This is a genomic window from Faecalimonas canis (genome assembly GCF_054601575.1).
Genome location: NZ_BAAHSI010000014.1, coordinates 1 through 22429 on the forward strand (window position 1 = coordinate 1; position 22429 = coordinate 22429).

23 protein-coding genes are annotated in these 22429 nt (G+C 36.5%); 19 read left to right on the forward strand and 4 right to left on the reverse strand.

Annotated elements, in window-relative coordinates; translation table 11 throughout:
• A partial coding sequence (locus ACYPXO_RS03890) for a MerR family transcriptional regulator (protein ID WP_459639369.1) occupies positions 1-611 on the reverse strand: 611 nt, incomplete at its 3' end.
• 86 nt (positions 612-697) lie between these two features.
• On the opposite strand from ACYPXO_RS03890, the gene ACYPXO_RS03895 reads away from it, so the two are divergent.
• The 6 genes from ACYPXO_RS03895 (at position 698) to ACYPXO_RS03920 (ending at position 9123) form a co-directional block, all read left to right on the forward strand.
• Entirely contained in the window at positions 698-2026 is a 1329-nt protein-coding gene (locus ACYPXO_RS03895; RefSeq protein WP_459639370.1) for an MATE family efflux transporter, read from the forward strand.
• Positions 2027-2106: 80 nt separating this feature from the next.
• Positions 2107-2880: an ABC transporter ATP-binding protein gene (locus ACYPXO_RS03900; RefSeq protein WP_459639371.1), complete on the forward strand. Its 774-nt coding sequence runs from the start codon at positions 2107-2109 to the stop codon at positions 2878-2880.
• On the forward strand, positions 2881-4095 hold the full coding sequence (locus ACYPXO_RS03905; protein ID WP_459639372.1) for an ABC transporter permease: 1215 nt from the start codon (positions 2881-2883) through the stop codon (positions 4093-4095). It begins immediately after the preceding gene.
• 57 nt (positions 4096-4152) lie between these two features.
• A complete protein-coding gene (locus ACYPXO_RS03910) occupies positions 4153-4413 on the forward strand; it encodes a PRC-barrel domain-containing protein (RefSeq protein WP_459639373.1) in 261 nt (86 codons plus the stop codon).
• 55 nt (positions 4414-4468) lie between these two features.
• Positions 4469-4921 (forward strand): transcriptional regulator NrdR, encoded by a 453-nt coding sequence (gene nrdR, locus ACYPXO_RS03915; RefSeq protein ID WP_459639374.1) that lies wholly within the window; start codon positions 4469-4471, stop codon positions 4919-4921.
• 218 nt (positions 4922-5139) lie between these two features.
• The gene (locus tag ACYPXO_RS03920) at positions 5140-9123 is read left to right on the forward strand and encodes a leucine-rich repeat domain-containing protein (RefSeq protein WP_459639375.1); all 3984 of its coding nucleotides are present in this window, start codon (positions 5140-5142) and stop codon (positions 9121-9123) included.
• Positions 9124-9238: 115 nt separating this feature from the next.
• On the opposite strand, the gene coaBC is transcribed toward ACYPXO_RS03920, so the two are convergent.
• Positions 9239-10441, reverse strand: a complete 1203-nt coding sequence (gene coaBC, locus ACYPXO_RS03925; RefSeq protein WP_459639376.1) for a bifunctional phosphopantothenoylcysteine decarboxylase/phosphopantothenate--cysteine ligase CoaBC — start codon at positions 10439-10441, stop codon at positions 9239-9241.
• 172 nt (positions 10442-10613) lie between these two features.
• Between coaBC and ACYPXO_RS03930 the strand changes: the two genes are divergently transcribed.
• The 5 genes from ACYPXO_RS03930 to ACYPXO_RS03950 are packed head-to-tail and all read left to right on the forward strand — an operon-like array spanning position 10614 to position 14102.
• The gene (locus tag ACYPXO_RS03930; RefSeq protein WP_459639377.1) at positions 10614-11273 is read left to right on the forward strand and encodes an ECF transporter S component; all 660 of its coding nucleotides are present in this window, start codon (positions 10614-10616) and stop codon (positions 11271-11273) included.
• 10 nt (positions 11274-11283) lie between these two features.
• Positions 11284-12048: a type III pantothenate kinase gene (locus ACYPXO_RS03935; protein ID WP_459639378.1), complete on the forward strand. Its 765-nt coding sequence runs from the start codon at positions 11284-11286 to the stop codon at positions 12046-12048.
• A 5-nt stretch (positions 12049-12053) separates the two neighbouring features.
• Positions 12054-12788: a tRNA pseudouridine(38-40) synthase TruA gene (gene truA / locus ACYPXO_RS03940; RefSeq protein WP_459639379.1), complete on the forward strand. Its 735-nt coding sequence runs from the start codon at positions 12054-12056 to the stop codon at positions 12786-12788.
• Between the two features lie 17 nt (positions 12789-12805).
• On the forward strand, positions 12806-13558 hold the full coding sequence (locus ACYPXO_RS03945) for an exodeoxyribonuclease III (RefSeq protein WP_459639380.1): 753 nt from the start codon (positions 12806-12808) through the stop codon (positions 13556-13558).
• 13 nt (positions 13559-13571) lie between these two features.
• A complete protein-coding gene (locus ACYPXO_RS03950) occupies positions 13572-14102 on the forward strand; it encodes an isochorismatase family protein (RefSeq protein WP_459639381.1) in 531 nt (176 codons plus the stop codon).
• A 33-nt stretch (positions 14103-14135) separates the two neighbouring features.
• Here ACYPXO_RS03950 and ymfI read toward each other — a convergent pair whose 3' ends face one another.
• Positions 14136-14867 carry an elongation factor P 5-aminopentanone reductase gene (ymfI, locus tag ACYPXO_RS03955; protein WP_459639382.1) on the reverse strand — a complete coding sequence of 244 codons (732 nt, stop codon included), beginning with the start codon at positions 14865-14867 and terminating at the stop codon, positions 14136-14138.
• Positions 14868-15007: 140 nt separating this feature from the next.
• On the opposite strand from ymfI, the gene ACYPXO_RS03960 reads away from it, so the two are divergent.
• The 6 genes from ACYPXO_RS03960 to ACYPXO_RS03985 all read left to right on the forward strand — a co-directional run bounded on the left by ACYPXO_RS03960 (position 15008) and on the right by ACYPXO_RS03985 (position 19273).
• Entirely contained in the window at positions 15008-15541 is a 534-nt protein-coding gene (locus tag ACYPXO_RS03960) for an HD domain-containing protein (RefSeq protein ID WP_459639383.1), read from the forward strand.
• 77 nt (positions 15542-15618) lie between these two features.
• Positions 15619-16629: an asparaginase gene (locus ACYPXO_RS03965; protein ID WP_459639384.1), complete on the forward strand. Its 1011-nt coding sequence runs from the start codon at positions 15619-15621 to the stop codon at positions 16627-16629.
• Positions 16630-16644: 15 nt separating this feature from the next.
• Complete coding sequence (locus ACYPXO_RS03970) at positions 16645-17505, forward strand: YitT family protein (protein WP_459639385.1); 861 nt, start codon at positions 16645-16647, stop codon at positions 17503-17505.
• A 48-nt stretch (positions 17506-17553) separates the two neighbouring features.
• Positions 17554-18204: an HAD family hydrolase gene (locus tag ACYPXO_RS03975; RefSeq protein WP_459639386.1), complete on the forward strand. Its 651-nt coding sequence runs from the start codon at positions 17554-17556 to the stop codon at positions 18202-18204.
• A gap of 14 nt (positions 18205-18218) precedes the next feature.
• Positions 18219-18584 (forward strand): CidA/LrgA family protein, encoded by a 366-nt coding sequence (locus ACYPXO_RS03980; protein ID WP_459639387.1) that lies wholly within the window; start codon positions 18219-18221, stop codon positions 18582-18584.
• Positions 18581-19273, forward strand: a complete 693-nt coding sequence (locus tag ACYPXO_RS03985) for an LrgB family protein (RefSeq protein ID WP_459639388.1) — start codon at positions 18581-18583, stop codon at positions 19271-19273. Before ACYPXO_RS03980 ends, ACYPXO_RS03985 begins: the two co-directional genes overlap by 4 nt.
• Here the strand turns inward: ACYPXO_RS03985 and ACYPXO_RS03990 are convergent, their stop codons facing one another.
• Entirely contained in the window at positions 19274-19837 is a 564-nt protein-coding gene (locus ACYPXO_RS03990) for a hypothetical protein (RefSeq protein WP_459639389.1), read from the reverse strand.
• A 268-nt stretch (positions 19838-20105) separates the two neighbouring features.
• Between ACYPXO_RS03990 and ACYPXO_RS03995 the strand changes: the two genes are divergently transcribed.
• Together ACYPXO_RS03995 and pdxA are read left to right on the forward strand one after the other, a co-directional pair.
• Positions 20106-21410, forward strand: coding sequence for a four-carbon acid sugar kinase family protein (locus ACYPXO_RS03995; RefSeq protein ID WP_459639390.1), 1305 nt, complete (start codon positions 20106-20108; stop codon positions 21408-21410).
• A gap of 13 nt (positions 21411-21423) precedes the next feature.
• Positions 21424-22422: a 4-hydroxythreonine-4-phosphate dehydrogenase PdxA gene (gene pdxA / locus ACYPXO_RS04000; RefSeq protein ID WP_459639391.1), complete on the forward strand. Its 999-nt coding sequence runs from the start codon at positions 21424-21426 to the stop codon at positions 22420-22422.
• Positions 22423-22429 lie beyond the last annotated feature (7 nt).

Sequence of the window (22429 nt, forward strand, 5' to 3'; positions counted from 1 at the left end):
AACCGATAGCCTCTTTTTTGTGGCATTTCATCAAATAATTCATAAAAAATTCGGTAGTGATTAAAAATTCCCTTTTGAATATTCTCGGTGTCCTGTCTATACCCGATAGGATCAAGGCTTTTTACATCATTTTTCTCGCAGTAGTTAAATAATTCTCCGATTTTTTCTGCCCAAACCCGCTCGTCATCTAAAGTAACTTCCGATTGTATCATATATTTTTCGGGTTCATGTACAATGGAAATCTTATTCATATCCGTTTTGAGCAGTGTGTGAATATTTTGGCTTTTCTTTTCTATCCAGTCTTTTATGTGAAACAGTTTATCTATCTGCTTATCAATGAGCCGACTTTCTTTTTGAAACAGGTCTAAAAGATGTTGGGGACTTCGTGTATTTATATATGTTCTGATTTCTTCTAAAGGTGTATCCAGTTCTCGTAAAATCTGAATGACATCAAATATTTCCAGTTGTTCAAGAGAATAGAATCGATAACTGTTTTCTGCCTTTATTTCGGGAGAAAAAAGTTTGATTTTATCGTAATAGAAGAGTGTATGCTTCGTTACTCCCGTTAATTTGGCAAACTCTCCTGTTGTTAAATATCTGTTTAAATTCATATGTACCTCCTATTGACTATAGACCTACTCTATAGTTTATCATATGAAAGATAATGCGTAAATATCTAAGAAAAGGGGGACATCGTATGTCAAATTCAATTGCGAAAGAATTCAAATTCTTTTCATTACTGCGTTTTGCGTTTCCGACTATGATTATGATGGTATTTATGTCACTGTACACAATCGTAGACGGAATTTTTATTTCAAGATTGGTGGGAACAGACGCCCTCTCGGCAACGAACATTGTCTATCCTGCGATTAGTCTGCTTATTGCCGTGGGCGTTATGCTGGCGACCGGAGGGAGCGCCATTATTGCGAAAAAAATGGGTGAGAAGAAAGAGCAGGAGGCTAGAGAAGATTTTTCTTTTATTGTTCTCACGGGATTTATTATCGGACTTATTTTCATGGTAGTCGGAAATATTTTTATTGATCCGATTGTGCGAATGCTCGGTTCAACAGATGCGCTTATGGATTACTGTGTAGGATATTTGAGTGTCTGTTTATATTTAGCGCCTGCCTGTATTTTACAGTTGTTGTTTCAGACTTTTTTTGTAACTGCGGGAAAGCCAATCTTGGGACTTATTCTTACAATAAGCGGCGGAGTGGCAAATATGGTTTTAGATTATCTCTTTATGGGCGTATTTCACATGGGGGTGGAAGGAGCGGCTCTTGCGACAGGGATTGGGCAGTTAATACCGGCGATTATCGGATTGATTTATTTTCTGTTTGTGCGTCATTCTCTTTACCTTGTGAAACCGAAAGTAAGATGGTCTGTTTTAGTGGAAAGTTCTTTTAACGGTTCATCGGAAATGGTAACAAATCTTTCAGGTGCAATCGTAACTTTTCTATATAATATTATGATGCTGAAACTGGTAGGAGCGGCTGGAGTTGCGGCGATTACTATTGTACTGTACGGACAGTTTTTATTTAACGCACTGTACATGGGATTTTCAATGGGGGTAGCGCCTGTTATCAGTTACAACTACGGCAGTGAAAATAATCGGATGTTAAAGAGAATTTTCAAAATATGTATGCTGTTTATCACTGTTTCTTCGGTTGTTGTTACGGTATTTGCACTTGTCATGTCGCCGATTATTGTGGAAGTGTTCACTCCGGTTGGAACGGAAACATACACTCTTGCAAAGACAGGATTTCTTTTGTTTTCATTGAACTTTATTTTTGCGGGAATTAATATTTTTGCTTCTTCTATGTTTACGGCGTTTTCGGATGGGAAGACTTCAGCAATTATTTCTTTCGTTCGTACATTTGTTTTAATTGTTATAAATATACTTGTACTTCCTGCACTAATCGGAGTGAATGGAGTTTGGCTTTCCGTACCGTTGGCAGAGTTTATGAGCGTATTTTTGTCAGGGTATTTCTTTGTAAGAAAAAAAGAAAAATACAATTATATATAGATGAAATTTCCCTATTGACAAATGAAAAAGAAAAGCGTATTGTATTACCATACTAATACAAAAGGAAAGGGGAGGGAAAGATGATTGAGATTAAAAACCTTACCAAAGTATTTAAATTAAATAAAAAACAAATGAAAGAATCAAAGACAAAAAGGAATACAAAAGTTGCGGTTGATAATGTAAGTTTGACTGCAAATAACGGAGAAATTTATGGGTTGTTGGGACCAAACGGTGCAGGAAAGACGACAACATTGAGATGTATTGCCACAATTATAAGAGCAACAAGCGGAGAAATTTATGTGGCCGGACATGAAGTGCAGAAAGAGGCGGAAGCAGTCCGCAACAGTATCGGTTTTCTGACGAGTGATATTAAGTTAGACCCACAGTTTTCGCCGGATTATATGTTTGATTTTTTCGGAAGATTACATAACGTGCCAAAAGATGTGTTAAAAGAAAGAAAAGAAGAATTATTTACTTATTTTGGTATTAAGGATTTTGCACATAAACAAATTAAAGAGTTGTCAACGGGTATGAAGCAGAAGGCAGCAATTGCGGTCAGTCTTGTACATGACCCGGAAATTGTTATTTTTGATGAGCCAACAAATGGGCTGGATATTGTGACAGCGAGAAGTGTTACGGATTACTTGAAAAAGTTAAGAGATGAGGGAAAACTTGTTATTGTTTCTACGCACATTATGTCTGAAGCAGAAAAACTCTGCGACAGAATAGGAGTTATTATAGACGGAAAGAAAGTGGCGGAAGGAACACTTGCTGAATTATTAGAGGAAACAAACAGCAATGATCTGGAAGACGCTTTCTTTGAGTTATATAAAGCAAAAAAGGGGGAAGCATAAATGAGTGGAATTAAAGAGATTTTCAAAAAAGAGATTATTCGTGTATTTAAAGACAAGAAAATGGTTTTTTCCGTATTTATTCTTCCTGTTGCCGCAATGCTCGGTGTGTTGTATTTAATGGGAAATATTGTAAGCAATATGCAGGATGATATTGAGGCGCATCAGTCTAAAGTATATATGCAGAACAGACCCGCAGGGTTTGAGGCGTTTTGCGAAAGTGCAAAATTGGATATGAAAGTGGAAGATGCAGAAAAAACTACGGAAAAGAAAATTAAACAGGAATTAAAAGATGGAAAAGCAGATTTATATATTGCATTTCCGGAAGGATTTGAGGAAAGCATTCAGAACTATAAAATAGGAGATAAAGTACCTGAAGTAACTGTTTATCACAATCCATCGGAGGAATATTCTCAGGCAGCGTATAATAAAATAGGTGTGCAGACACTTGAGGCTTACAGACAGACGCTGTTGAATGCGAGAGTAGGGGATATGAGCCGTATTTCTATTTTTACAGTGAACGCAGGTACGGAGGAAACAATTATTCAGGATAACAATAAGGCCGGGGGAAAAGCGCTTGGAACAATGCTTCCATATTTATTAACTCTTCTTTTATTCGCAGGAGCAATGTCAATCGGAACAGATATGATTGCCGGAGAAAAAGAGAGAGGAACAATGGCAAGCCTTTTAGTTACTCCGATTAAGAGAAGTTCCATTATATTTGGAAAAGTGTTTGCACTTATGGTTATTTCGGGAATATCTGCAGTTGTTTCCGTCGTGGGAATGGTAATAAGTATGCCGATTATACAGGATAAGATGATGGGCGGAGCAATGCAGGGAATGGATATGAAATGGAGTACGCAGCAGATTATTATGTTGGCAGTATTGATTATTGCACTGGCATTTCTGTATGCGACAATTATTGCTCTTGTATCCGTATTTGCGAAAACAATTAAGGAAGCAAATTCATTTGTTATGCCGGTCTACATGATTATCCTTGTAGTTGGCTTACTGACAATGTATACAACGAAAGAGCCGACAATGTCTGCTTATTTCGTTCCATTCTATAACAGTGCCATTACATTACAGGGAATTTTAACACAGGAAGTAACGATGGTACAGTATGGAATTACATTGGCTATTACATTAGGCGCAGGACTTGTTCTGACCGGTGTAATTGCAAAAGCATTTGAAAGCGAAAAGGTAATGTCAGCATAAGATTTATAACAGGTCGCATATACTACTAATAATATCTGGAAGATAGGACGGTAGTATATGCGACTTTGTGAATTGAGGGAAAAAGAAGTTATTAATTCATGTGATTGTAAACGGCTTGGCTGCGTAGTGGATTTGGAAGTAAATTTATGTACAGGTAATGTGGAGGCAATTATTATTCCGGGACCGGGGAGAATATGCGGTTTTCTTGGAAGTGATACGGAGTATATTATTCCGGTGGAGTGTATTAAGAAAATAGGGAAGGATATTATTTTGGTAGAGATAAAGGAAGAAAAATTTCTAAAAAACTGTAAATATTGACAAGTTTCAGACGAACTTATATACTAAAGAAAATAAGTGAAAAGAGGGAAAAAACATGAAATGCCCATATTGTAACCATGCGGATACAAGAGTAATAGATTCAAGACCGGCAGAAGACGGGACTTCCATTCGCAGAAGACGTTCCTGTGATGAATGTGGTAAGCGTTTTACCACTTATGAAAAGGTCGAAACCATTCCGCTTATTATAATTAAAAAAGACAACAATAGAGAACAATATAACCGTTCGAAAATAGAAGCAGGAGTTCTTCGTGCCTGTTATAAACGGCCTGTGTCAGCGGAAGAGATACAGAAAACGATTGACGCCATTGAAACAGAAATTTTCAGGCGGGAGGAGAAGGAAATTTCCAGCAATGTTATCGGAGAGATTGTCATGGATAAACTAAAAGATTTAGATGCCGTTGCTTATGTGCGGTTCGCTTCAGTATATCGCGAGTTTAAAGATGTAAATACGTTTATGGCTGAGTTGAAAAAAATATTGGATAAATAAAAAGCCCTTTTAGAGAAGATTATGTTAAAAGCATAGTCTTTTCTTTTGTTTTGGAAGAGAGTGAATAAATAGAAAAATTTTATTTTACAGTAAAGTGTTCACTATAGACAAATTCTATAAACTACTATTTTACTATAGAAATAAATAATTTGACTTTTTAAAGGACGGACGAATATACTCAAAGTGAAATTATAGTTTATGAGATAAGGAGGAAGTTTATGAGAGCAAAAAAAAGAATAGTGGCAACTATTTTAACTGTGTGTGTCATGTTGACAGGATGTTTTATAAATAGAATCACAGTTAAGGCAGATATGTGTGGGGGACTAGAGGAAGAAGATATTTATCAGCCGGAAGAAAATGATGTTGTTAAAGACCCAGTATTACATTGGGCAATACGTTCAGCAATGAATGCAGTAAAAGAGAAAGTGGTATTGACAGAAGAGATGGTAGGAAACAAGATGGTTTCTTATATTTCTTTTGAGCAGACAAGACACCCAGAAGATTTTGCGGGGTGGACAAAACAATATTGGATTGAAAACTTAGAAGGAATACAATATGCAAAATCAGCTAAAATGATTAATATTTGTTACATAGCAGGTGTTGAAGGAAAAAGAATCAAAAATATACAGCCATTATCTAATTTGACACAGTTGCAGACACTTTTATTAAAACAGGACGGACTTACGGATATTACTCCGTTAAAAACGCTTGTAAATCTTCAGGAATTGGACGTTTCTGAGAATTTAGAGATTGCAGATATATCTGCAATTAAAGAGATGAAAAAATTAAGAACTTTAAATCTTTGCTTTAATAAGATAAAAAATGTAGATGAGATAGCAGGACTCACAGCATTAGAATATGTAAATCTTTCAAATAATAAAATTACTACACTACCTGATTTGAAAAATTTAACGGAAGTGACTTTTTTAGATATATCAAACAATGAGTTGACAGATATATCTACCATTGTAGGAATGAAACATTTAAAAGAGTTAAATCTTTCAGGTAATACAGGTATAAAGGATATTAAGCCATTGGCAAATCTTATTCACTTAGAAAAAGATAAGACATATCTTCCGGATAATAGCGTGAAAGATGATTTGTTTTCTGCAATAGAAGTAAATAAACTATTTAATGAATTTAATATCAGTAAAATGACGAAGGAAAACCTTGATGCTGTGAAAAAAGCGTTAGATATGTATGAGAATCTTACAGCAGAGCAAAAGGACTATATTGAACAGGAAAAAATAGATGCGGCAAGAAAAAATATGCAGTTAGTAAGTGAAGGAAAACCACCTGTATATTATCCAGAGTATGATGAAGGGGGTGACAGAGTCCCTGTATTTGATAGAGTAGAAATATCCGTTATAGATAAAAAAGGAAAACCGTTGCCGAATGTTGAGTTTAGTAAAAAGAGAGAAACGGCATACAGTTCAGATGAATCAGTAGTTTCAACAAATTCACTAGGAAAATTAGTATTGATGCATTCATCTACAGACGGCTGGTATGACCAGATTATAGTTAGGCCAAAGGGAGAAAAATATGTGGCACAGCCAGAGAAAATTAGTTATGCAGTGCTAAATAAATCTACAGATTTAATTAATGGGAAAAAAGCGACAGGATTAGAAGAATTACAGTTTGTTTTAATTCCAAAAGAGGAGTATGTAGATAAAACGGAATTAGGACAGGCGATAAAAGATACGGAATCTGTAGAAGAAGGATATAAGTATACGGAAGAAAGTTATGTTATTTATGAAAAAGCTTTAGATAAAGCGAAAGACATATATCATAATATAGATGCAACGAGAAATCAGGTAGAAAAAGCAGTAACAGATTTAAAGGAAGCGATAAAAAATCTGAAAAAGCAAAAAATGCTTACAACATTGAAAATTAAAGTAAAAGATTCCAGAGGGAATTTATTTACAAGACCATTTAAGTTGCAGGTGAGGGAAGTGAAAACAGGCGCAGGAGCGTGGAATGAGTGGACTGACAAGTATACAAGTGTTGTATATATTAATGCTTCTCCAGCATGGCATGAAGGACAGGAATGGGAAGTTCTTGTTTGTAATCATGAACGTTATGATATGCAATCGATTGTAGTGAAAATAGGAGTGGACAAAGACGGACAGAGATATTTTAAAGAAGTAGATGGAAAGACAGTAGATGTTGATTTTGAAAAAGAAGTAATGGTAAAACAATTGCCACAAGCACCGGATCCCTCTCAGGAGATAAAACCTGACAGTACAGTGTTAGAAGAGTATTTGGCAAAAGCGGAAAAGTATGCAGAGGAAGATTATACCCCAAACACATATAGAGTACTTCAGGAAGCGATTCAAAATGCAAAAACAATTTTAGATAAGAAAAACGTTGTTCAGGAAGATTATAATGAGGCGGTTGCAAAAATCAGACGTGCAGAACAAGGATTAGAAATTGTATTTGACAAAACAGAATTACAAGAAGAAATCAATTTACAATTTCAATTTAAAGAAGAAGAGTACACAAAAGAAAGCTGGACAGAATATCAAAAAGCATTAGAAAACGCAAAAAAAGTAAATCAGAATATCAATGCAACTAAAAAAGAAATTGAGGAAGCGTTAAAGAATACGCAGGAAGCAAGAGAGAATCTAAAGAAAAAAGTTGATAAAGCAACATTACAGGAAAAATTAAAAGAAGCGAAAAGTCTGAAGAAAGAAGACTATGAAAGTGGATTTGAAGAATTACAGAAAGTAATTTCAGAAGCAGAAAAGATTTTAAATGATTCTAAAGTGACACAGGAGCAGGTAAATATTCAGATTAAAAATTTAGAAATAGCAATTGGAAATTTACAGGAAAAACCTACTCCTGAAGTGCCGGGAGAAATCATTTGCGATGAACATACTTTCCGTGCAAAAGTAGTAGATGAAAAAGGGAAAGCATTGTCAAATATGCGATTTTTATTAGACGGAGGATTTGCAGATTGCAGATATGAAATTGCAACAAATGAAAAAGGAATTTTGGAATATAAAGTACAAAGTTATGATTTTGATTTAGGCTTTTCAGTGAAATCATTAGAAGAAACTTATATTTCTAAACCGGAAAAAATGACTTTTGAAACAAATGCTTCAGCAAAAATTGTGTCAGTAAATGGAGAAAAACTTTCTAATAAAGAGATGATTTTCACTTTAATATCGAAAGAAAAACCACAAGAAGTAAATAAAGAAGAATTAAAGAAAGCAGTTGCATTGGCAAGAACGCTGGAAGAAGACAAATATACGGAAGAAAGTTACCAAAGAATTCTAAAAGCGTTAAAGGAAGCGGAAACTTTATTAGAAAATGAAAAGGCAACACAGGAGGAAGTGGATAAAATAACAAAAGAACTGAATCTTGCGATTGAGCAAAAAGTAGAGAAACCTGAACTGGAAGACAAAGTTATCTGTGATGAACATACTTTCCGTGTGAAAGTAGTAGATGAGAGCGGAAAAGTATTGGAAAATATGAAGTTTTTACTTGATGGAGGATTTGCAGATTGCAGATATGAACTTTTGACAAATGAAAAAGGAATTTTGGAATATAAGGTGCAAAGTTATGATTATGATTTAACTTTTACGGTAAAACCATTAGAAGAAAAGTATAATTCTCAACCAGAAAAAATGACATTTGAAACAAACGCTTCAGCGAAAATTGTATCAGTAAATGGGGAAAAACTTTCTGATAAGGAAATGTTTTTTACTTTAGTATCTAAAGAAAAACCACAGGAAGTAAATAAAAAAGAACTACAAAAAGCAATCCAGTTGGCGAAGTCATTGGAAGAAGAAAAGTATACGGAAGAAAGTTATCAAAGAATTTTAAAAGCGTTAAATGTAGCAGAGGCTTTATTAGAGAATGAAAAGGCAACTCAAGAAGAAGTAGATAAAGCAACCGTAGAACTTAATAGGGCAATTTCAGAAAAAGTAGAAGTAGAAAAACCGAAACCAGAGTTACCAAAGCCAGAAGAGCCAAAACCAGAGTTACCAAAGCCAGAAGAGCCAAAACCAGAGTTACCAAAGCCAGAAGAGCCAAAACTAGAAAAACCTTTGACTTCACAGTCGGGAAATCCGAATCAGCAAAAACCAAATGAAGTACCCGTGAAGACAGGAGATGATTCGAAAAGCCTTCCATTTATGACAACAATGGTAATATCTATGGGAGCAATATATTTTATTCTTAAAAGACGAATGAAATAAATTAATAGGAAAAAAGAAATTAAAGAGAAGATTATGTTAAATCATAGTCTTCTCTTTAAAAATCTTGAATAATATATTTAGTTTAAATTGAGGATATTGGAATTTATTTTTACTCTTATGTATATGATGGAATCTTTTCAAGTATAGTATTTACGATTTCATTTGCTACATCATCTTTTGACATGACATCAAGGTGACGTTCATCATTTTTAGTAATAAGAGTGACAATATTTGTGTCTGTTCCAAATCCAGCTCCGCTCTGTTTTAAGTTATTGGCAACAATCATATCTGCATTTTTCTTTTCCAGTTTTTGTCTGGAGTTTTCCAACATATTTTCTGTTTCCATGGAGAAACCACATATAAATTGGTTTTCTTTTTTATGCTGCCCCAAATATTGCAGAATATCGTCTGTCCGCTCAAGTGAAATGGAAAGTTCGCCGTCCGATTTTTTCATTTTTTCTTCTGAAACGGTAGTTGGGCGGTAATCGGCAACCGCCGCAGATTTAATAATAATATCCTGTGTTTCGGCGTATTTACATACTGCGGCAAACATATCCTTAGCGGATATGACAGGAACAATGTGAACGAACGGCGGTGGGTCAATACTTGTAGGACCGGTTACTAAAGTAACTTCCGCTCCTCGCAGCATACAGTTTCTTGCAAGGGCATAGCCCATTTTTCCTGTGGAATGATTTGTAATATAGCGTACAGGGTCAATCGCCTCACAGGTTGGTCCGGCAGTAATAAGAACACGTTTGCCTTTCATATCTTTTTCAAATGCGATTTCCTTTAAAATATATTGAAGTAATACTTCAGGGGAGGGCATTTTTCCTTTTCCGATATCCTCGCAGGCAAGAAAACCGGTATCCGCTTCGATAATTTCAAATCCGTAGTGCTGTAACTTTTTCAGATTGTCCTGCACAATCGGATTACAGTACATATTTGTGTTCATTGCAGGAGAAATGATTTTTTTGCATTTGCAGGCGAGAACGGTTGTTGTGAGCATATCGTCCGCTATGCCGTTTGCCATTTTGCCGATAACATTGGCGGTGGCAGGTGCGATAAGAACAACGTCAGCACGTTTGGCAATAGAAACATGTTCTACTTTATGCTGGAAGTTGCGGTCAAATGTATCAATCAGACATTTATTCTTTGTTAGTGTTTCAAAAGCGATTGGGTGAATAAAATTGGTTGCGTTTTCTGTCATAATGACTTGTACATCACAGTGAAGTTTCACAAGCATACTCGCTAAGTTTGCGATTTTATATGCGGCTATTCCACCCGTTACGCCGAGAACAACGGTTTTTCCTTTTAACATAATTTACCTCCGTAGTTTTTTCTATGTACGATTGTAGCATAATTTTAAAATGAACGCCAACGCTTTCATGGGAAAATAAAAAACAAATATTGCGATGAGAAAGCCGGCGTGTTATAATTACGCGGTATTGTATTGTATCTCGTAAAGAGAATAATAACAAGGAGGAGAAAAAATGAATAACACACAAACAGGCAGTAAGCCAAACACACAGGTAAAGGGAATGGTTCAGGTTGCACTTTTCGCAGCACTGATTATCATTATGGCTTTTACCCCATTTCTAGGATATATCCCGCTCGGATTTACGAGAGCGACGATTATTCACATACCCGTCATTATAGGTGCTATAGTACTCGGAGCAAGAAAAGGAGCGATTTTGGGATTTGTATTCGGACTGACAAGTCTTATCAACAATACAATGAACCCTACGGCAACTTCTTTTGTATTCTCACCATTTTATTCATTGGGAGAAATTCACGGAGGACTTGGAAGCATTATTATCTGTTTTTTACCAAGAATTTTAGTTGGAGTCATTCCGTATTATGTATATCAGTTTATGACAAAGATAACAAAAAAATGGAAATCATCCATGATTTTTTCACTCGGAGTTTCAGGAATTATAGGTTCACTGACAAATACATTGCTTGTGATGAATCTTATTTTTGTTTTCTTTAAAGATGCTTATGCAATGGCAAATGATGTGGCATCAAATGCAGTATATGGATTTATTTTGTCTATTATTGGAATAAACGGAGTGCCGGAGGCGATTGTTGCGGGAGTGATTGTTACTTTTGTCGGAAGGGTACTGTTGAAATCAAGAAGTGTGATAAGTTAAGGAGAAGGACATGATTTTAGCAATAGATATAGGAAATACAAATATCGTAATCGGTTGTTGTGATAAAGAAAAAATTTATTTTGTAGAGCGTCTATCTACAAATAATACGAAAACAGAATTAGAGTATGCTATCAGTTTTAAAAATGTTTTAGAGTTATATCAGATTAATCCGAAGGAAATCGAAGGGGGAATTATTTCTTCTGTTGTTCCTCCGATAACAAATATTGTTCGTGCCTCAGCAGAAAAAGTGCTTGGAAAATCAGTTAAGATTGTAGGGCCTGGGGTAAAAACAGGATTAAATATTTTAATGGACAATCCTGCTCAGGTAGGAAGTGACAGAATTGTAAATGCGGTGGCGGCAATTAATGAGTACGCTGCTCCTCTTATCATCATTGATATGGGTACGGCAACGACATTCTGTGTTGTAGATGAAAAGAAAAATTATATTGGCGGTATGATATTGCCGGGAGTACGCATTTCGCTGGATGCTCTTACATCGGGGACTTCTCAACTTTCCCGCATTAGTATTGAAGCACCGAAAAAGATTATTGGAAAAAATACGATTGACTGTATGAAGAGCGGAATTATCAATGGAAATGCTGCCTGCATTGACGGTATGATTTCACGCATCAATAGAGAATTGGGACAGGAGGCAACTGTAATTGCCACAGGCGGTCTGGCAAAGAAAATAGTTCCGCATTGTGAGAAGGAAATTTTGATTGATGATGAACTTTTATTAAAAGGGCTTCGTTTAATCTATGAGAAAAATAAGTAAATACTATGAGAAATTATAAAATGATAATTGCCTATGATGGCACAAAATATCAGGGGTGGCAAAGACAGTCAACTACTTCGCTGACAATCCAAGGCATTATAGAAAAGACAATAGAGGAAGTTGTCGGCTATCCCGTAGAGATAGACGGTTCCGGAAGAACGGATGGCGGTGTTCATGCAAGCGGTCAGGTGGCAAATGTAAAACTTTCCGGCAAGGTGGAAGAAAATGTATTTCAAAGAAAATTAAATGAAAGATTACCGGAGGATATTCGGATTTGCCATGTGGAACTTGTCTCTAATCGTTTTCATAGCCGTTTGGATGCGGTGGCAAAGATATATGAATACGTTGTGGATACAAGGGAGAAACAGGATGTGTTTACAAGGAAATATTGCTATCATTATACAAGAGTGCTGGATATAGAGAAAATGAAAAGAGCGGCGGTTCTTCTTATCGGAAGGCATGACTTTTCAGCCTTTACGGACAAAAAGGATGAGAAATCAAAGATTCGTGAATTGTATAGTGTGAAGATAGAAAAACATGGACAAAAGATACATTTTTGTTTCTATGGAAATGGGTTTATGTACCATCAGGTACGCATTCTCACAGGAACACTTTTGGAAGTGGGGACAGGAGAAAGAAGTGTGGAAAGTGTGGGAGAGGCATTGAGAACAAAGGAGAGGGCGAAAGCGGGATTTTTGGTGCCGGCGCTTGCCCTTACATTAAAAAAAGTAGAATATTAAATTAAGGAGGCTGGAAAATGAAACTGATTTCGTGGAATGTAAATGGGATCCGTGCCTGTGTACAGAAAGGATTTTTAGATTTTTTTCATCAGGCGGATGCAGATATATTTTGTATACAGGAAAGTAAAATGCAGGAAGGACAATTACAGTTAGATTTAGAAGGGTATCATCAGTACTGGAATTATGCGGAGAAAAAAGGATATTCGGGTACAGCGATTTTTACGAAAGAAGAGCCTCTTTCAGTTGTATATGGAATGGGGATTGAAGAACATGACAACGAGGGGCGAGTAATTACGTTAGAGTTTCCGGAGTTTTATTTTGTGACAGTATATACACCAAATTCGCAGAGTGAATTGGCAAGATTAGAATATCGTATGCAGTGGGAAACGGATTTCTTAGCATATTTGAAAAAACTGGAAGAGAAGAAACCGGTTATTTTCTGTGGTGACTTAAATGTTGCACATAAGGAAATTGACTTGAAAAATCCGAAGACGAATCGGAAAAACGCAGGGTTTACCGATGAGGAGAGAGAAAAATTCGGGGAACTTTTGGATGCGGGATTTATAGATACATTCCGTTATTTTTATCCTGAAATGGAGGGAATGTATTCTTGGTGGTCATATCGTTTTAAGGCACGCGAAAAGAATGCAGGTTGGAGAATTGACTATTTCTGCGTATCAAAAAGTTTGGAAGAAAGACTTGCGGATGCGAAAATTTTGACGGACGTATTCGGTTCAGACCACTGTCCTGTTGAACTGGATTTAAAATAGGAGGCAGTATATTATGAGAATAAATGCGAAAGATACAATTGCCATTGTGGTAGATTATCAGGAAAGACTAATGCCGGTTATGTATGAGAAGGAGGAATTGCTCAAAAATACAGCAATTCTTTTAGCAGGTTTAAAAGAATTAGGGATTCCGATTATCGTTACTCAACAGTATACGAAGGGGATTGGGCCGACTGTGAAGGAAATTGAGAATGTACTTGGTGAATATGAACCTTTGGAAAAAATTGCGTTCAGTTCATTTGAAGCAGTAGAAGAAAAAATTCAAGGGAAAAAGTTTGTAATTGTATGTGGAATTGAGGCACATATATGCGTATTGCAGACGTTGATTGATTTGAAAGAAAAAGGATATGTTCCGGTTTTGGTAGAAGATTGTCTTTCTTCCCGTAAATTACACAATAAGGAGATTGCACTTGAGAGGGCAAAACAGGAGGGCGTTATTTTAACGACTTACGAATCTATTCTGTTTGAACTTTTGGAAAAAGCGGGAACAGATACATTTAAGAAAATACAGGCATTGATAAAATAGGTGAAAGCATTTTGCTTTCACCTATTTTGCATATTACCAGCCACCGTCTAAGCCGATAATCTGACCTGTCATATAATTATGCCCTGTGGCAATGTCAAATGTAAGTCGAGCCACTTCTTCGGGAAGTCCGAATCGACCTGCCGGGATTTCATCTTCCAACGCAAGACGCTCTTCTTTGTCGAGTTGTTGATTCATAACAGTATCGATTGCACCACAGGCAATCGCATTGACTTGGATATTACTTGGGGCAAGTTCTTTTGCAAGCGCTTTCGTAAATCCGTGCAATCCCGATTTGGCAGCGGAATAAGCAACTTCACAGGATGCTCCTACGCTTCCCCAAATGGAAGAAATCTGTATGATTTTTCCGGATTTTTGGGAAACCATATGAGGAATTACCTCTTTTGCACAGTAGAAAGCAGAAGAAAGGTTAGTTTGCAGTAAAGTATTCCACTCATCAGTTGTCATATCCGTGAGAAGACCAATATAAGAAATTCCGGCATTGTTAATTAAAATGTCAATGCCGTCACAGTGTCGGTTTATTTTGGCAAACATTTTCGCAACATCATCAGGGTTTCCGACATCTCCAATAACGAGATGACATTCACTAGTGTCCATTAAGTCAATTTCTTCTTTCACTTTTTCTAAAGTGGAAATGGAACGCGTGCAGTTTATAAAGACACGGAACCCTTTCTCTGCAAAGAGAAGGGCGATGGCTTTTCCAATGCCCCGTGACGCTCCGGTAATAAGTACATTTCGTTTATCCATAGATTTATTTCCTCCATATAGCATCTTTTGATATTATATATGAAAAAAAGGAAGAATGAAAGGAAAATCCTTTTTACTGACAGGGAAAAGTGGTATGATAAAACTATAACTGCACAACGGAAAAAGAAAGGAAAATGTCTATGGTAGAAAAAGCAATCCAATTTGCAACAAAGGCACACGAAGGTCAGTTTAGAAAAGGGACGGACAGGCCTTATATTGTTCATCCGCTTGAAGTAGGAAAGATTTTGTCGGAGATGACTGCCGATGAGGAAGTGATTGCGGCAGGCATTTTACACGATACGATTGAAGACTGTGCGGAAGTGACGGAAGAGATATTAAGACAGGAATTTGGAGAAAGAATTACGGAGTTGGTGTTGCATGAAAGTGAAGATAAGACAAAAAGTTGGAAAGAGAGAAAGAGTGCAACGATTGAACGGTTAAAAACGGCGTCATCGGAAGTGCAGTATATAGGACTGGCGGATAAATTATCAAATATACGGGATATTGACAGAGATTATCCTCTATATAAGGAAGAACTTTGGAATCGTTTTCGTATGAAGGATAAACAGGTAATCGGCTGGTATTATAAGGAAATCAAAAAATCTCTTCGCAGTTTGCAGGGGCTTCCTGCTTATGAGGAATATTGTAGGCTGGTAGAGAGAAATTTTGGGTAATCAATGATTGGGTTGATTATCTTTTCGTCTTGCGATAAAATAATAATGTTAATTTGAAACAGAGGAGAAAACTTCAGATGAGAAAAAGAATATTGATGATTGGAACAGGGGGAACGATTGCGTCCAAAAAGACGGAAAACGGATTGAAACCGGGATTGTCCTCAGAAGATATTTTATCTTACATTCCACAGGTAGAGCAGGTTTGTGAGGTTAGAACAATGCAGGTTTGCAATATAGACAGTACGAATGTAACTCCTGAACATTGGACAATATTGTCTAAGATGATTGAAGAACAGTATGATAAATATGATGGGTTTGTTATCTGCCATGGAACAGATACATTAGCATATACGGCTTCAGCGCTTTCTTATATGATCCAAAATTCAAGAAAACCGATTGTTATTACCGGCGCTCAAAAGCCGATTAACATGGACGTAACAGATGCTAAGACGAATTTATTAGATAGTTTTATTTATGCGGCAGATGATGAATCACAGGATGTTAATATTGTATTTGATGGGAAGGTAATCGTAGGAACAAGGGCAAAAAAAGTAAGGGCGAAAAGTTATAATGCCTTTGAAAGTATTAATTTCCCATATGTTGCAGTTATTCAGGACGGTAATATTATTCGTTACATTCCAACGATACCTCATAAAAACCGTGTACGTTTTTATCACGAGATGAAAAACAGTATTTATGTGCTGAAACTTATACCGGGGATGAAACCGGATATTTTATCTTATATTTTTAAAGACTATGACTGTATTGTGATTGAAAGTTTTGGCGTGGGAGGAATGCCGGAAAGTATAGTTCATGAGTTTTATGAACAGATGTCAGCATGGCAGGAAAAGGGAAAATTAGTCGTTATGACAACGCAGGTTGCAAATGAAGGAAGCAATATGACGGTGTATGAAGTTGGACAAAAAGTAAAACAGGATTTTGATTTGATTGAAGGATATGATATGACATTAGAATCCATTATTACGAAACTGATGTGGATTATGACCCTGCCGGATTTGAATTTTGAGGAAATCAAGAAAACTTTTTATCAGACGATGAATCATGATATTTTATTTAAGGAAAGTTAAATCAGGAGGAAAAACATGGATAAGAAAAAGTTTATCAAAGAATATGGTGTTATTACGCTTGGTATCTTTATTATTTCAATGGCAGTGTACTTTTTCATGATACCTAGCAATGTCATTGTGGGAAGTTTGTCCGGTCTTGTTATTGTGCTTGCAAACTTTGTTCCGCTTCCGATTTCCGTAATGACATTTATTTTAAATGCGGTATTGCTCGTTATTGGATTTATTTTTATCGGGAAGGAATTTGGAGCAAAAACGGTGTATACGTCCATTATGCTTCCGGCATTTTTATTTATCTTTGAAAAAATCGTGCCAAATAATAAATCGCTGACAGGAGATATTTTAATCGATACGATATGTTATATACTTGTTGTGAGCGTGGGACTTGCCATGTTGTTCAATGCAAATGCGTCATCAGGCGGACTTGATATTGTGGCAAAAATTGTAAACAAATATCTTCATGTAGAAATAGGAAAGGCGATGACGATTACGGGAATGTGCGTTGCCGTAAGTTCTATTTTAGTATACGGTACAAAGGAAGTCATTTTAAGTATTTTGGCCACTTATGTAAACGGTATTGTTATTGATAACTTTATCGGTGGATTTAATCGAAGAAAACGTGTCTGTATTTTATCAGATCACTATGAAGTTGTACAAAAATTTATTACAGAAGAATTGAAACGTGGTGTGACATTGTATACAGCCATGGGAGGATATAATAAGACAGAGAGAATTGAAATTGTGACAATTCTTACACAGAATGAATACGGAAAACTTCTTGAATATCTGCATACGGTGGATATGCGTGCTTTTGTGACGGTTTCTACTGTAAATGAAGTTATCGGGGAGTGGAATGTAAAGAAAAAAGTTAGGGGATAAGAAGAGGGACGGTGTGCGTCCCTTCATTATTTTGAAGGAGGAAAACAGATGAAAGATTATCAATACATTTTATTTGATTTGGATGGAACACTTACAAACTCGCAACTTGGAATTACAACCTGTGTTGCCTATGCTTTAGAGGATTTTGGTATACATACGGAAAACTTGGAGGAACTTAGAAAATTTATCGGTCCGCCACTAAAAGAATCTTTTATAAAATATTATGATATGACGGATGAAGAGGGGAATAAGGCAGTTGAAAAATATAGAGAACGTTTTGCAACTGTCGGTTTATATGAAAATGAAGTGTATGAAGGTGTTCCTGAAGTGTTGAGTAAACTTAAAGAACAGGGGAAAACGCTTATTGTTGCTACATCAAAACCAACAGTATATTCTGAAAAAATATTGAAGCATTTTGGATTAAAAGACTATTTTACGTTTATCGCGGGAAGTGAACTAGATGGTACGAGAGTAAATAAGGCGGAAGTGATACAGTATGCTTTAGAACAAAATGGCATTACAGACTTGAATAAAGTGGTGATGATTGGCGATAAGGAACATGACATCATGGGTGCAAAAGCGTGTGGAGTGGATTCTGTAGGTGTTCTTTACGGCTTTGGGGAACGTGAAGAGTTGGAAAGTCATGGTGCAACATATATTGCGGAAAAGGTGAACGATTTAGAAAAAATATTATTATAGCAAAGGATAAGAAAATGAAATTATTATATCAGTTTGGTATTATTTTAACCGTAACATTTATCGGGGAGGTTTTACACAGCGTTATTCCTCTTCCGATTCCTGCAAGTATTTACGGGCTTTTACTTATGCTTTTTTGTCTGTGTACAAAGATTGTAAAATTAAGTCAGGTAAAAGTAGCGGGTGATTTTCTGATTGATATTATGCCGCCGATGTTTATTCCGGCAGCGGTAGGAATTATTGCGGCTTGGGCGGATTTGCAGGAAATTTTAGTGCCGGTAGTGGTGATTACATTTGTAACGACAGTCATTGTTATGGTTTGTACAGGAAAAGTTACACAGGCAGTCATTCGCATGAGAAAACGGGAGGAAATAGAGTCATGAAAGAATTACTTACCGAATCCGTTTATTTTGGAGTGACAATCAGCATTGTCGGTTACGGTATCGGATTGTTCTTAAAGAAGAAATTAAAATGGGGAATTTTAAATCCGCTTCTTATTTCGATTTTATTTGTTGTCGGCTTTCTTCTTCTTTTTGATATTGATTATGATACATATAATGAAACGGCAAAATATTTAAGTTATCTTTTGACACCTGCAACGGTGGCGCTTGCCATTCCGTTGTATCAGCAGATTACCTTGTTAAAAAAGAATGGGCTGGCGATTTTTCTCGGTATTTTCTCCGGTGTACTTTCCAGTTTGCTGAGTATTTTGGCAATGTCCTATATGTTTGGATTGTCCCATAGGGAATATGTTACTTTATTGCCAAAGTCTATCACGACTGCCATTGGAATAGGGGTGGCAGATGAACTTGGCGGAATTACAACAATTACCGTTGCGGTTATTATTGTGACAGGAGTGCTTGGAAATGTAATCGGACAGGCGGTCTGTAAAGTGTTTAAGATTTATGAACCGATTGCGGTAGGACTTGCGTTTGGCACTTCCGCCCACGCCATCGGAACGGCGAAGGCGTTGGAAATTGGAGAAGTGGAAGGGGCTATGAGCAGTCTTTCAATCGTAGTTTCGGGACTGATGACAGTGGTGGGAGCATCTGTCTTTGCGATGTTCTTATAATTATTTCCACTGATTTTTTATAAGCCACTCATTTACCTGTTTAGAATTTTCGGGGAAGAGTGAAAAAATCTGTTTAAAATCTTTAGTTGTTTCTTGGGAAACCGTGAAAAGTGCGGTTTCCTCATTTCTAATATTTTCTATCGAAGAAATATCTTTCGTTGGAACACCAAGTAAAAAACAATCAAAATTTTTGGTAAATGCCACAATTGTAGACGGAAAAGAAGTATTATTTTCCACAGCAATATAGTTTCTTTCTATATTGGAACTATAAAAGTCGGTGGAATATATTTCTTTTCCTTTATATGTGGCAGTTATCTTGCCCTGTACGGAGGCTGTTTCGTTGTGAAAACGATAAGTGGATAGTTCGAAATGGATATTTACTTCTACGGGAAGTTTGTCCTGTGTATCTTTTATCAGTAAAAATCCCTGTAAAGTTTGTGATTTCTTTTCTATCATTGGAGTTTTGTAGGCGGAGTACAGGAATTGTATGGCACACAGCAATCCGATGAAGAGAAGGATAGAAAAGAAAATAATTGCGTATTTCTTAAAAGATTTCTTGTTCATAGATCCACCTCCTAATGAATGAATTATATAAGTATTCTTTAAGCCCAATATAGTATATTTAATTTTTAGTCGAAAGGTATATGATTATGAATGTTTGAAAGTGTTCGATTATAGAGAAAATCAAACAATTTTAATGAAAAACTATTTACAAATATTTGAATATGTAGTAATCTAAAACAAAATAACATAACAAAACAAATTCAAACACAAACAAACTCGGAAGAATGGGTGAATATGAACAAAATGTTAAAGGAGAGGAAGTGAGAATATGCCGCAATGTGTGGTAATAGCAGATGATTTAACGGGAGCGAATGCTACGGGAGTTCTGTTGAAAAAAATGAACTATAGGGCATACACCGTTATGAATATGGAACGAATTGAACTGGAAATGTTATCGGATTGTGATTGCGTATTATATCCGACAGACAGCAGAGGAGTAGATGCGGAAATATCTTATAATCGAGTAAGAAATGTATGCAAATTGCTAAAGCATGATGATGTGAAAGTGTATGCAAAGAGAATTGACAGTACGCTCAGAGGAAATTTGGGAAGTGAGACGGATGCAATGTTAGATGAACTTGGTGAGGATTATGTGGCGATTGTTGCACCGTGCTTTCCAAGTTCAAAGAGAATTGCGATTGGCGGATATATGCTAGTGAACGGTATTCCTTTACATAAGACGGACATTGCAATAGACCCAAAAACTCCGGTTACGAAATCAGAAATCGCAGTACTATTTGAAGAACAGAGTAAATATAAGGTGTCATTAATCTGTATGAAAGATTTGATGCACGGAAAACATTATCTGGCGGACAAAATGAAAGAATGCGTAAATGCGGGAAGCAGAATTTTAGTTTTAGATTGTGTGACGCAGGAAGACTTGGATTTGATTGCAGATGCGGTTATTACAAGCGGATTAAAAACGGTGGCAGTGGACCCGGGTGTATTTACAGCAACGTTGTCAAGAAAATTAATTGTTCCCGTTGAGAAAAAAGAGAAGAGCCGAATACTTGCAGTAGTCGGAAGTGTAAATCCAAATACAAAAAATCAGATTGAAGAATTGTGGCTGTCACAGCGTACGCACAACGTATTTGTACAGACAAGAGAATTACTGGAAGGAGAAACAAGAAGAGCAAAAGAAATCGAACGGGTGACAGAAGAAATTTTAGCAGAGAGTAGTAAAAATATTGTGTCCACAGTAGTAGGAGATGGTATTTATCCTGAGAACAGAATTGATTTCACGCCATATATGGAAAGGTATAATTGTTCAATGGATGAAGTTACCGATCGTATCAATAGCGCTTTTGCGGAAATTACTTATCGTATTTTCAAAGAAGAAACAAGTTTTAAAGGACTTTATACAAGCGGTGGAGATATAACGGTGGCTGTTTGCAGGAAGTTTAAAACGGCAGGTCTTTTACTGGAAGACGAAGTACTTCCTTTGGCGGCATACGGACAGTTTTTAAAAGGCGAGTTTGACGGTGTACATATTATTACGAAAGGAGGAAGTCAGGGAGAGAGTAACGCCATTAATTGCTGTATTACATATTTAAAAGAAAAATTATACATCTAAGGAGGAGAAAAGTATGAACAAATCATTTATAGCAGTTCCTATAGGGGACCCGGCGGGCGTTGGACCGGAGATTGTTGCAAAATCTGTAGCGTCAAAAGAAGTTTCGGAAGTTGCAAATTGTGTGATTGTCGGAAACAAAGAGGTTATGGAAAATGCCATTAAAATTACAGGAGAAGATTTGACAATCAATGTAATTGAAGAAGTAGAACAGGGAGATTATCGGGAAGGAATTTTAAATCTTATTCATATAGACAATATGGATATGAGCCAATTTGCATTTGGAAAGGTGAACGGAATGTGCGGAAAGGCTGCGTATGACTATATTGAAAAAAGTATTGAATTGGCAAATGAAGGAAAAGTAGATGCGGTTGCTACTACTCCGATTAATAAAGAATCTCTCCGTGCAGGCGGTATTAATTTTATCGGTCATACTGAGATTTTCGGTGCATTAACACATACGGAAGACCCGTTGACTATGTTTGAGACAAATGGGTTGCGAGTATTTTTCCTTACAAGACACGTTTCGTTAAGGGAAATGCTCGATATGATTAAAAAGGACAGAATTATAGATTATGTAAAACGTTGTACGGAAGCATTGGAAAAATTAGGCGTGACAGACGGAGTTATGGCAATAGCGGGATTAAATCCACACAGTGGAGAGCATGGATTATTTGGTTGCGAAGAAGTAGAAGAAATTGCTCCGGCAGTAGAAGAATTGAAAAAACAGGGCTATCGTGTGGAAGGACCGATAGGAGCAGATTCTGTATTTCATCAGGCGGCACAGGGAAAATACAGTAGTGTGTTATCTCTGTACCATGATCAAGGTCATATTGCTACAAAAACATTGGATTTTGAGAAAACAATTGCGATTACAAATGGAATGCCAATTCTCAGAACATCGGTAGACCATGGAACAGCGTTTGATATTGCAGGCAAAGGAGTAGTGAGCGCGGTCAGCATGATTGAAGCCATTCTGCTCGCAGCAAAATATGCTCCGAATTTTAAAAGATAGGAGGGGG